The sequence below is a fragment of the Pseudomonas sp. MONT-RG-20F-20-E-7-02 genome (assembly GCF_022662395.1).
GTDB lineage: Bacteria > Pseudomonadota > Gammaproteobacteria > Pseudomonadales > Pseudomonadaceae > Aquipseudomonas.
Window position 1 is genome coordinate 776,204 of sequence record NZ_JAKNQN010000001.1, and the last position, 11,221, is coordinate 787,424.

Annotated in this window: 9 protein-coding genes; 1 reads left to right on the top strand and 8 read right to left on the bottom strand. The window is 61.4% G+C overall.

All coding sequences use genetic code 11. The annotated features are described in order from the left end of the window. Positions 1–11: 11 nt before the first annotated feature. Together L8I05_RS03575 and L8I05_RS03580 are read right to left on the bottom strand one after the other, a co-directional pair. A complete protein-coding gene (locus L8I05_RS03575; protein ID WP_242167219.1) occupies positions 12–518 on the bottom strand; it encodes a hypothetical protein in 507 nt (168 codons plus the stop codon). Continuing rightward, entirely contained in the window at positions 515–1,429 is a 915-nt protein-coding gene (locus tag L8I05_RS03580; protein ID WP_242167220.1) for an NAD synthetase, read from the bottom strand. Before L8I05_RS03580 ends, L8I05_RS03575 begins: the two co-directional genes overlap by 4 nt. Positions 1,430–1,615: 186 nt before the next feature. Between L8I05_RS03580 and L8I05_RS03585 the strand changes: the two genes are divergently transcribed. Next, on the top strand, positions 1,616–2,104 hold the full coding sequence (locus L8I05_RS03585) for a type VI secretion system tube protein Hcp (RefSeq protein ID WP_242167221.1): 489 nt from the start codon (positions 1,616–1,618) through the stop codon (positions 2,102–2,104). A 15-nt stretch (positions 2,105–2,119) separates the two neighbouring features. On the opposite strand, the gene L8I05_RS03590 is transcribed toward L8I05_RS03585, so the two are convergent. From L8I05_RS03590 to L8I05_RS03615, 6 genes are all read right to left on the bottom strand, one after another. Beyond that, positions 2,120–2,956: an HAD family acid phosphatase gene (locus tag L8I05_RS03590; protein ID WP_242167222.1), complete on the bottom strand. Its 837-nt coding sequence runs from the start codon at positions 2,954–2,956 to the stop codon at positions 2,120–2,122. Positions 2,957–3,164: 208 nt separating this feature from the next. Continuing rightward, positions 3,165–5,675: a fimbria/pilus outer membrane usher protein gene (locus tag L8I05_RS03595; RefSeq protein WP_242167223.1), complete on the bottom strand. Its 2,511-nt coding sequence runs from the start codon at positions 5,673–5,675 to the stop codon at positions 3,165–3,167. A gap of 85 nt (positions 5,676–5,760) precedes the next feature. After that, entirely contained in the window at positions 5,761–6,492 is a 732-nt protein-coding gene (locus tag L8I05_RS03600) for a molecular chaperone (protein WP_242167224.1), read from the bottom strand. A 77-nt stretch (positions 6,493–6,569) separates the two neighbouring features. Next, positions 6,570–7,172 (bottom strand): fimbrial protein, encoded by a 603-nt coding sequence (locus L8I05_RS03605; protein WP_242167225.1) that lies wholly within the window; start codon positions 7,170–7,172, stop codon positions 6,570–6,572. A gap of 194 nt (positions 7,173–7,366) precedes the next feature. Further along, on the bottom strand, positions 7,367–8,014 hold the full coding sequence (locus tag L8I05_RS03610; protein ID WP_159957957.1) for a response regulator: 648 nt from the start codon (positions 8,012–8,014) through the stop codon (positions 7,367–7,369). A 23-nt stretch (positions 8,015–8,037) separates the two neighbouring features. After that, positions 8,038–11,211 (bottom strand): hybrid sensor histidine kinase/response regulator, encoded by a 3,174-nt coding sequence (locus L8I05_RS03615; RefSeq protein ID WP_242167226.1) that lies wholly within the window; start codon positions 11,209–11,211, stop codon positions 8,038–8,040. Between the last annotated feature and the right edge of the window lie 10 nt (positions 11,212–11,221).

Here is an 11,221-nt window from a genome sequence, read left to right on the forward strand (position 1 = left end):
GTGGCCGGGGTTTACCACCATTTCCAGCGACCCTGTTTTTTCAGGGTCGCGATGACGGCTTCGCGTTTATGGCGGATCTCTACCATCTTGTGACGCAGTTCGCGGCAGCGGTGGCTGTTGAGGATCAGTAGGCCGGTGAGCGGGCCGAGGAGGGTCATTGAGTAGAGGTAGAAGTTGGGGCGGTAGGCGATGGCGGGAAGTGATATCAGCAGGCATATGAGGTATATCGCGACGTTTAGCCAGACCCAATGTATGCGGCCGTATAGCACTTGGTATTTGGCTATCGCAAATGCAGCGCCAAGCCCGGTCGAGCCGAAAAAAAATGTCTTGGTTGCAAAGCCTATGGGGTACGTCGAGAGATAAGTAAGCAACGTCAGAATCGCCGTCAATGCTATCGAGGCGCATGCGACGAGAAAGTCTGCTCCGATCACCGGCGTGTAGCGCGTGATGATTTTCCAAGGGTTTTCGATAAAGACGGCTGAGTAATACTCGTTGTTTATTTCGTCCTGTTTGCTCACGAGTTGAACTCCTCATAGATGCCCACTGCCAAGGTTCTGACATGTCCATTGGCTGCACTACTGGTGAAGCTAAGCGATGCAGAAAATACATCCATGATGTGGTTGGTAGTTGCTTGCTGCATTCTCGTAGCGCTTATACGTTTTGGGAGTCTGCCGTTAGCTTTTTCCAGCTTCAGCAGTCTAGTCGTTAACCTGGGGTCCCGGATTCTAAGCAACTCATCGTTCAGCCTTGCCCGCTCTTGCCGGGTCAGGCCTTTAAGCACTTGGCGCATGGATTTTCCAGTTACGGTCGTCGTTGTAATGGTGGCTTTTACGGTGACCAACATCGAAGTTGCAACGCCCAGTAAAGCAAGACCATCCAGCACTGCCGTCGCGCTCTGATACCAAGGTTCGCTATCTAAATAATCATTGAACTCGGGGAACACGACTTCTGACACTGTTCGTTGGACGCCGGAGATACACTGAACCGTACCCGCCGCCAATGCAGCCTGACCAATAAGCGAAATCACCGCACTCGTGCCCGCCGTAAAGGGCATCAACATCACTCCACTCGTTACCACTATCCAACTCAATATCGCCCCCCCACACGTCACCGCCGTGCCCAGCGCCTCCGCCACCAGTTCCGACTCCCGCGGTTCATGCTCCAACATGCGCTTGAACTCCGCAGGCCCGACATAGCGAGGCGCCTCGCGCAGCACCACCTTCTTCGGCACCACGCTGCATACCGCCTGAAACTCACGCAGTGTCACGACATTGAATTCATCATCGATATACACCACCCCCGCGCCAATCAGCGCTGGATCAGCATCAATGGCGAAGAACAGCTTGCGTAGATCAATATGGCTTTCAATCCGCTGACGCGCAGTGCGGTGAGCCGAGGGGAATCCATCGTTCAACAGGGACGCAGTCATCCTTAACTCCTGGTTTTTGCGGGAGTCGAGAGCGTAAAGACGAGCAGGCAGCTATGAATGTCGGAAGGTTCGCCAATTCAAGTGGGGTGCGTCTCTATCCCGTTTTGGCGTCTTGCGTGCAGCGTGGCGGCTAAGGAAAAGTGCGCCCCACGTCACTACCGACGCACACCAAGGCAGGGAGCAAACATGGCTGTCGATATGTTTTTGAAACTGGGCGATATCAAGGGTGAGTCACGGGACCAGGCCCATCGCGATGAGATTGATATCACCCACTGGGCGTTGGGTTTATCGCAGTCGGGTTCGATGCACAGCGGGACGGGCGGCGGTGCGGGTAAGGTCAATATTGCCAACTTGAACCTGACAAAGCCGCTGGATAAATCCAGCCCTAACCTGATGATGGCCTGCGCCAGCGGCAAGCATTACCCGGAAGCGAAACTGGTGGTGCGCAAGGCGGGAGGCGCGAGCCCGGTGGAGTATTTGGTGATCACCCTGAAGGAAGTCATGGTGGTGTCCTACAGCACGGGTGCTGAAAGCGGCGCCGATGTGCTGCATGACAGCTTCGCCTTGAATTTCGCCACCGTCGACGTCAGCTACCAGCCGCAGAAGGCCGACGGCGGCAAGGACGGTGGGCCGGTGAAGTTTGGCTGGAACATCCGCCAGAACGTGAAAGCCTGAGCCCCAGCCAGTCCTTTATTGCTGCAACTGCAACGCTTGCTGCTTAAGTTGGCGTTTACGCTCAAACGGCAACTTCTCATCATCCCCATACGGCGCGCTGTACCAGTTGCCATAACTCGGGTTAGGCAGCAAAAACCAGCGTTGCCCCAGCCAATTCAGGTAGGGCGCTACGGCCTTGCGTTGGTCCGCGAGGGTGTTGTGTTCGGCCTGCACGAAATCTCCCAGGGAATCGCCCGCCATCAACAACACGCGGGCGTGGCTGGCGACCCATTGGCGGCGGCAATTTTTGCCATAACCGGCGCTTTCGCATTGGCCGGTCGGCGTGCTGGCGGCCAGCACCTGCTCGTCGCTGTCCACCGGGAAACCGCGCAGGCGCAGGTTGGCGACCGTGGCCGCGACCTGGCTGTGTTCGCGGTTGGTGAGGTAGTAAACCTTGATGCCTTTTTGTTGTGCTGCTTGCAGGAACGCCACCGCGCCCGGCAGCGCCTGGGCCTTGGCCTGGTCGACCCAGGTGTTCCAGCGGTCGTAGGAGTAGACCTGGTTATTGATGATGTCGCGGGCATTGAGCGGCACGTTGTCGAGCAGGGTTTCGTCGATATCCACGACCACCGCGGGCGGCAGGCCAGCCAGGTTGCGCGGCGGGAAGGGCAGGGCGTCCCAGGTTGGGTCGGCCAGCGCCACGTCGAGCTGGCGGGTGGCGTTGGCGAACAGCTGGCGGTAGATCAACTCATGCTCGATGGAGGTTTGGGTCCAGAGCACGGCGTCGAGTTGGTCGTTGGCCGGTGGGGTTTGCTGGCAGCCGGCGAGTGCGGTGGTCAGCAGGCAGGCACCGGCGAAAATCAGGTTACGCATGGGCAAGTCTCGAAGAGGAGGGCGCATCGGCAGCACCTTAGCCTAAACACCGACCCATGTGGGAGCGGCGCTGCGACGATTCGACTTGCCCGCGAAGGCGGAGTGTCAGTCGCCGGATATATCAACTGACACACCGCTATCGCGGGCAAGCCCGCTCCCACATTTGGCTCTCGATATATCCGGTAGAGGGTGTCGGTAATTGCCCCCTTCAAGGCCCACACACCAACGCCTGGCGCTCATAGTTCAGCGCCTTGTTCTGCGGCGCCAACGCATAGCGCGCGCTGCACTGTTGATCGCCCCACTTGATGATCAACGTGCCCTGGTCCTGTTCCACCAACGCCAGTGCATTGCCGTTCGGGTCCGCAATCGCCAGTTGCTTGCCGGCCGAGTCTTCCAGCGAAGCGCCAAACGCCAGCGGCTTGTGTTGCGCATCAAACAACTCGAACAACACCCGCCGCCCGGTGGTGCCGCTGTAGTGCGCCACCACGATTGCGCCACGGCGCGGCACCACTTGCTGGGTGGCGTTGGTGATTTCCACGTCGCCGCCGAGGTCGCGGGTGTCCAGGCTCACCCAGTTCACGCGGTAAGGCTGGGCATTCGGGATGACTGCGTAGCCGTTGTAGCCGGTCTCGACGCCGCTGTAGCTGCTGATTTTCGCCCCGGAGATGCCCGGCACTTCGGCCAAGGCGAACGTCTCGCTGACGGTCTGGCCAAGGTTGATGCCGCCGGCGTGCGCCACCACGGAACCGGCCAGGTTGAGGTTCTGCGAGTTATAACCCTGGCCCTGGCTGTAGCCGAGGCTGACGTCCGCCACCGACGTGCGGCTGTTGAGGTTCACCGAGCCGGAATCGCCGCTGGTGTCGCTGTGGCCAGCCTGTACCGAATAGAACGTGTCGCTGGTGTCGGCGACGTAGCCGTTGATGCCCGCCTGCGTGGTGGTGTCGCCGTGCTGCCGGCTGGTGGTGACAAATGCGCGTGGTGCGCGCGCCTGGCTGCCCAGCGGGAATGAGACGGACAGGTTCAACTGGGTGTCGCTGCTCGGCTGGCCCCAGGCGACGATTTGCTTGGTGCGTGTCACGCCGAGGTTGTAGCTCAGGTCGCCCCAGTTGCTGGTGTAGCCGGCCGAAAAGCTCTGCGAGCCGCCACGGTTCCAGTAGCGCTGGTCGCTGGCGTTCACGTACACGCTGCCAAACTCGCTGTTGCGGCCGATGCTCTGGTTGATGGTCAGGTCGGTGCGGGTTTTCGAGTGGCCGGTGCGCACACGCACATCCTGGCTGTTGTCTTCGACGTGGTCGGTGAGGGTGCGGTAGCCCTCGGTGGAATAGCGGTAGGCGGCCAGGGTGAAGTTGGTGTCGGTGCCGGTAAAGGTTTTTGCATACAGCGCGCGCACGCTGCTGCCCTGGGTGGTTTTCCCCTGGGCCTTGCTGGAAGAGTGGGTGGTGTCCAGCGAGAAGGCGCCGAACGCGGTGTTCTTGCCGGCGCCGACCGACAGCGCGTTGTAGTCCTCGCTGGCCTGCAACCCGACAATCCCGCTGAGGTTGCTGGTCAAGCCATACGCCAGGGTGCCGCTGAGAAAACGCGGGCTCGCCAGGCCCTCGGCATTGCTCTTGAACGTACCCGTCGAGAGGCTGTACTTGACCTGGCCTTCACGCACCATGATCGGCAGGCTGGAAAACGCCTGCGTCGTCACCCGGCGCGTGCCATCGGCCTCGATCACGGTGATTTGCAGGTCGCCGTTGGAGCCGCTGGGGTAGATATCATTGATCTCGAATGGTCCCGGCGCGACGTTGGCGGTGTAGAGAATGTAGTCGTTCTGGCGGATTTCCACGGTCGCGTTGGTCTGTGCCACGCCACGAATCACCGGCGCATAACCGCGCTCGCTGTCGGCGCGCATGCCGTCATCGGAGGCCAGTTTCAGGCCGCGATAACGCACGCTGTCGAACAGGTCGGTGTCGGAGAAAATCTCACCGGCGCTGAACTGGCCCTTGAGCGCGGTCACGTCGTGCTGCACGTAGGTGCGGTTGCTGGTGTAGGTGTTCGGGCGACCGGTGCCGCCACTCAGGTTCGACTCGTTGCGCAGGCGCCAGGCGCCCAGGTTGATGCCGTTGCGCAGGCCGAGGTTATTCGAGATGCGCGCTTTGGCGTCGCCCGCCGTGCGGCTGCTGTTGAGTTGGTAGTTGATGAACGCAGCGGGCACGCCGTCATCCCATAACTGTGGGTCGACATACCCGCGCAGGCCACGCTGCATGGCCACTTGCGGAATGCTCGCCATCAGGCGCAGGCGGCTGCTGTCGTAGCGCACGCTGGCGTCCTCTATCATGTCAGCGAGGGCGTAGCATTCCTGGGGTTGCTGCGGGTCGACTTTGCCGTCGGCCTGCAGGCGTTTCATGTCGATGCCCAACTGCGTGAGCAAGTCGAGGGTCAGGCAGGCTTCGACCCGGCCGTTTTGCGGGTTGCGCTTGAAGTCGATGTCGCGCCGGCCCACCAGCACTTCGTTGCTGTACAGGTCGACGCGGTAGTTGCCCGGCAGCACGCTGTTGGCCGAGAGCAACTGCTGCAGGTCGACCGGTGACTGTGAGCCTTGCAGGAACGTAGTGTTGAAGGTTTCCGCTGCCTCATCGGCCATGGCCCAGGCCGGCAGGCTGGCGGCAATCGCAAGCGACAGCGTCCTCAACTTCAGTGCGCTACGCGCGGGCCTGTTGCTGGAAAGAAAAGACATGCGAAGACCTGTGGCATCCCTGGTTGGCGAACAGGCGGGCACGCAAACACGCACGCAACGTGAGCCTGTGGGTTAGAGAAAGTGCTTAGGGGTTGAGGCGTGATTCAGTCGCGTGTGCTACGGCGCTCGACAGGGCTGCGCTGTAGTGGTTCTGCGCGCCATAGTCATTGATGCTGGAAAACGTCAGTTGCACCGGGCCGGGCGCTGGCGCTGCCTTGAGCGGGAACTGTTTTTCCTCGCCGGGGGCAACCATGGTCGAGTCACTGGCCAGTTGTGCCTGCACTTTCACGTCAGCCATGGACACGTGGTACAGCGTCGGGTTTTTCACCCGCAGCAGCGTTTGCGCGCCGTGTTTGACCAGGCTCCATTCGAGCTGCGCCGGGGCCTGCAACGCACTGCCCGTCAGGCCGGCAGGGCGGTAAAAAATCTTGATGCGTTGGCGGATGGCCAACTGCAAGGTGTTCTCGGTCTCACTGGCCTTGGGGATTTCCTGCACATTCAGCCACACCACCGACTCACGGTCCGTGGGCATGCCCGTGCCTTCATACAAGATGCGCAGCAGTTGCTGTTCCTTGGCGAAGACGCGCGCCAACGGCGGCGTGACGGCAAACGGAGCGCGGCTGCCGCGGGTGTCGTTCATGTCAACCCAGGACTGAATCAGCACGTCCTGGTTACCGTTGCGCACGGTGATATTGGCTTCTTTGTGGTCGCCATCGAACACGATACGGGTGGCGTTCAATGAAATGCTGGCGGCGGCCTGGGTAGCCATAAGCATGCCCAGCAGCCCCAGGCACGCGGCGATAGAACGAGGCAGCATGAGGGTTATCCGGTGTAATCAAGAAGAGAATGGCGAGGCCGTTTGGCCTCGCGCGTTCGGTGCACGGGGCGCCGGGGTTACTCGTATTGCAGGGTGAACGGCAGGGTGGCATCACCACGACCCGCAGTGGACGCACCGGCGGCACCGGTGGTGACGTAGGCCGCCGCGAAGCTCAGGGTGGCGTCGCCGCCGGCCTCGCCGGTGCCGTGCATAGGGCTTTCGATGCGCGCGGTGGCTGCCGAGCTGAGGTCGATCAGCTTGCCGTTGCTGTCGAGCAGGGCGATACCGACGTTTTTAGCCGACGCGGAACCAGCGTTCAGGGCCAGTACGTTCTTGCCGGTGACCAGGCCCGAACCGCCGTTGTTGGCGTCAAAGATCATCGCGACCTTGGTGCCCTGGTTGCAGTTGACGTTCAAGTTGAAGTCTTTGGCGGTCACACGGCCTGCGGTTGGGTTTTCAGCGGTGCCCATGTCTTTGATCGACACGTTGCCCATGTCCACCGAAATAGTGCGGTCGGAGTTGGCGCCGTCGACCGAGCAGGCGTCGTTGTTGATGACGCCGGTGAAGGTAATTTTACCGCTGCCGCCCAGGGTAGGCGTCGGTGCTGGATCTTCGGCAAAGGCACTGCCGGAAGCGGCGATAATGGCCGAGGCGATAACAGCCAGGGAAAACTTCTTCATGATTATGTCCGTAAGTGTTAGTTGGAAAATGCGGTTGTTGAACTGCGAGGAAAGAGTAAGCGGGCAGACGCGGCGAGCGAATAAGACGATTCTTATAAGCCGCGCAATAGACGGGTTGGTTGCACCGGGAGAGGGGAGAGGAGTCAGTAATTAAGGGACCAAGCCATCGTCCAGGAATGGCTTGCACCTGGTGCTTAGTTGAACAGGTTACGCGCCAGGCAATAGGTGAGAAGGTCCTGGTCGCTGCTCACTTCAAGTTTGCGCATCGCCGATATCTTTTGTGCACTGATGGTCTTTGAACTGCGGTTCTGGCTGCGCGCAATATCACTCACGCTCATGCCGGAAATAAACAATCGCAAGATCTCGAACTCTTTGGGCGACAAGCTGGTAAAGCGTTCGTCGATGGCGGTCAACGTCTCGATCACCGAGGTTTTCGGCGGCTCCAGGCTGCGGTAGGCGCTCTGTTGCGCAATCGCCTTCAGCGCCAGTTGAATTTCGGTGTGCAACTGGCTTTTCTGGATGATGCCAACCACGCCCAGCTCCTGCAGGCGGGTGAGGATCAGGTGATTGGAAATCATCGTCAGAATCAGTATCTGCACCTGCGGAAAATGCCGTTTCAGGTATTCCACCAGTTTCAGGCCATCGCCGTAGGGCGAGTCGCCGGGCATGTTGTAATCGGTAATCACAATGTCGGCGCCCTGGCGCTGCAACAGCTCGATCAGGCCCGCCGAACACACGGCTTCGCCCACGACCTGAAAGCGCGTGTCGCGCTCCACCAGCTCGCGTACCCCAAGGAGCACGATCGGGTGATCGTCCGCGATAACCACATTGAATTTTTTCATAAAGGGCCGTCCGTAGTGCCAGTTCAAGTGAGGGAAGTGTGCCCGGGCTGGAGCGTGTCCAGGACGGCTGACAGTCGCTGCATCACAGCCTTCACCTTAAGCTCAAGCGAGGTGTCGAGGCTGCCGCGATTCAGTGCGCTTTCCAGTTCGATGCAGGCCTGGGCCAGGTCGAGCGCCTGCACTGCGCCGAGGGCACCGGCGGCCGAATGCAGCAGTTGGCCGAGGGTGCGCGCATCGCGCTGTGCCAGGGCCGCGCCGATACGCTGCAGGTCTTGCTGCACGCTGCTGATGAACAGCGGGCGCATCTTGTCCGACAGCTGCACGCTGTCATTGAACGTCTGCGGCGGCGGTTCTACCGGTGGCTTGATTTTGCAGTGCTTGACCAACTGCGCGCGCAACGTTTGCAGGCTGAGGGGTTTGACGATCCAGGCATTCATGCCCACCGCCAGGCAGCGCACGCCTTCTTCGCGCATGGCGTTGGCGGTCACGCCGATAATCGGCAACTGCCGATCATGCGCCCTGAGGGTCTTGGTCAGTTCGTAGCCATTCATCAAGGGCATGTTCACGTCAGTCAGCACCAGGTCGAACGCCTGCGGTTGCCACAGCTGCAGCGCCTGTTCGCCGTTGGCAGCCAGGCTCACCGAACAACCGAGCGCCTCCAGTTGCTCCTTGATAATTGCCTGGTTGATCGGGTTGTCCTCGGCCACCAGAATCCGCAGCCCCAATTGCCCGGCACTTTGCGGCTGGGCCGCCGGCGGTTGCTCATGCTTGCCGTGTTGGGCCAACGACACCGTGGTGGCGATGGCGCGCACGTCGTACATGTCGACCACCCAACCTTGGGACGTGTGCAGCGGCGGGCTGTGCGCGCCCGGCAGGCCGCGCACGCGTTGGCCAGGCCAGGGGCGGGCGGGCTCAGTCGGCAGCAGGTCGAGCAGCACCGCGTGGCGGTGATCCTGTTCCGGCTTGGACGAGACCAGTGCCGCCACAATGCCCAGGCGATTGAGCCAGTCGCACAGCGACTGCGCCAACTCACGCACCGGCGCCTGCACGTACACCGGCGTCGGGCTGGGCTCGATCAGCGGCGGGTTGGTCAGCGCCCCGCTGCACAGCGGCAGGCGGATCTTCAAGGTGAAGCTGCTGCCCAGGCCGGGCTCGCTGACCACCTTGATCTCGCCATCCATCATCTGCGCCAGCCAGCGGCAAATCGGCAAGCCCAGCCCCGCGCCGCCTTCGCTGGCGGTGTCGGGTGCCTGGTAAAACACGTCGAACAGCTTGGCCTGTTGCGCCTCGGGAATGCCCACGCCGGAGTCGGTAACTTGCCACTCCAGGTTCACGTACTCGGCGTCTTGCGCGGTGACCCTGGCGCGAATCACCACACGGCCGATATCGGTGAACTTCAGCGCATTGCTCACCAGGTTGTTGAGGATCTGGCGGATGCGCATCGGGTCGCCCAATACGCTGTCCGGCAGCTGCGGGTCGATGCAACTGTAAAGCTGCAAGCCCTTGCGCTGGGCAAAGGCCGAGTAGGTGTGCAAGGTGTCTTCGAGCATGTCCAGCGGGCAGAACTCCACGGCTTCAATCGCCATTTGCCCGGACTCGATCTTCGACACATCGAGCACATCGCTGATCAGCTGGAACAGCGTGGCGGACGAACGCTGGATGGTGTGCAGGTAGGTTTTCTGGTGCGGGTCCAGGTCGGTCAGGCCGAGCAATTCCAGGGTGCCCAGCACGCCATACAGCGGCGTGCGGATTTCATGGCTCATGGTCGCCAGGAACAGCGTCTTGGCCTCGTTGGCAGCATCGGCGGCGTGGCGTGCGTCTTCCAGCGCTTGGGCGTCGTCGATGTGCCGGGTGATGTCGTTGAACGCATACAGGCGCACGTCTTCGGCCTGATAACGGGTGGAGACGAAGCCGATTTGCAGGTGGCGGCCTTCGATCTCCAGGTGCGTCTCGCCGCTGTCGGCGCTGTCGTGTACCCCGGCCAACGCGGCCACCAGGCGCGCGGTGCCCGGCCATTGCTGGGCGCGCTGGTTTTCGATCAAGACCTTGCCGTCGCTGCGCCGTACCACACACAAACCGGTGGGTGCGGTGTCGATGATTACGCGGCTGAAGGCCACGCTTTCGGCAATGCGTTCGTGGGCCAGGCGCGCGGGCGTGATCACCTGGCGTCGATACCAACGGCTGCCGGCCCAGCCCAGGCCGATCAAACTGGCGAGGAACAACGCCAGGCTGCTCAACGGCCATAAGGCCGAGTGGAAGAAGTGCGAGTAGTTCAGGCCATACACCGCGCTCCACGGCTGGTCACCGGCCTGGGTGATCTTGAACTCAAAGCCGTCGGTGTTGAGGTGTATGCCGTCGCTGAGCGTCGCGTCGGTCTCGGGGCCAACCAACCGGCTGCCGTCTGGCGCAATCAGGGTGAAGCGATCAAAGGCCGAGTGCTCGAGGGCACGCTGCACGTCGTCGACCTGGGCCACGTCGAGCACGGTGCCGACCACCGCCTGGCCCTGGCCGTCGAGGGGCAAACCGATATAAGCCAGCAGATGATCGGGCGCGGGGCCGGCTTGCCAGTACACGCGGTTCTGTTCCAGCGGCTGCGGCGTCTGTTCCAGGGTTTGCTGCACTGCGTTGACCAGCGCCACCAGGTTGCCGGTTTCCTCGGTGCTTTCTCGGCGCTGATAGCCCACCGACGGGATTGTGATGATGTACGGGGTCTGGCGATTGAGCAGAAAGGTTTGCGGCGCCTCGTACGGCGATGAGGACCAGAACGCGCTGAAGTAGCTGGTCAGGTGCGCGCCCAAGGCAAAGATCTGCGGCCGTGCGGCGGGGCTGACCTGCTGCTCATCGAACTTGACGCTGAACGGCACCGAAAACGAATACTTCTGGCCTTCGTACAGCGTGCGGTGGTTGTCGACCATGCGACTTTTGAGGCTGACCTGCACGTGGGTGGCGCGCAGCAGTTCGGCCTGGATGCCTGGATGCGTCAGGCTCTTGAGATACGACGCCTGTTCCGCCAGGTTCTCCATCAACCGCGCAAAATGAAAGCGGGTGGCGCCGTAGCGGGTTTCGACCCCGCGTTGCAGCGACCAGTAGTTGGTCAGGACCAGCAGCAACGCGATCCCGATCAACACCATCAGGCCTTTGTTCAGGCGCGCGGAGCTGCGGGTAAAGGCTTCGAGGACCGCGTTGTTGTGCTTCATCAGGGGTTTC

What these genes read in the sequence shown, in the direction of transcription:
- L8I05_RS03580 (WP_242167220.1), bottom strand. Translation starts at nt 1,429, where the DNA reads ATGACTGCGTCCCTGTTGAACGATGGATTCCCCTCGGCTCACCGCACT.
- L8I05_RS03585 (WP_242167221.1), top strand. Translation starts at nt 1,616, where the DNA reads ATGGCTGTCGATATGTTTTTGAAACTGGGCGATATCAAGGGTGAGTCA.
- L8I05_RS03590 (WP_242167222.1), bottom strand. Translation starts at nt 2,956, where the DNA reads ATGCGTAACCTGATTTTCGCCGGTGCCTGCCTGCTGACCACCGCACTC.
- L8I05_RS03595 (WP_242167223.1), bottom strand. Translation starts at nt 5,675, where the DNA reads ATGTCTTTTCTTTCCAGCAACAGGCCCGCGCGTAGCGCACTGAAGTTG.
- L8I05_RS03600 (WP_242167224.1), bottom strand. Translation starts at nt 6,492, where the DNA reads ATGCTGCCTCGTTCTATCGCCGCGTGCCTGGGGCTGCTGGGCATGCTT.
- L8I05_RS03605 (WP_242167225.1), bottom strand. Translation starts at nt 7,172, where the DNA reads ATGAAGAAGTTTTCCCTGGCTGTTATCGCCTCGGCCATTATCGCCGCT.
- L8I05_RS03610 (WP_159957957.1), bottom strand. Translation starts at nt 8,014, where the DNA reads ATGAAAAAATTCAATGTGGTTATCGCGGACGATCACCCGATCGTGCTC.
- L8I05_RS03615 (WP_242167226.1), bottom strand. Translation starts at nt 11,211, where the DNA reads ATGAAGCACAACAACGCGGTCCTCGAAGCCTTTACCCGCAGCTCCGCG.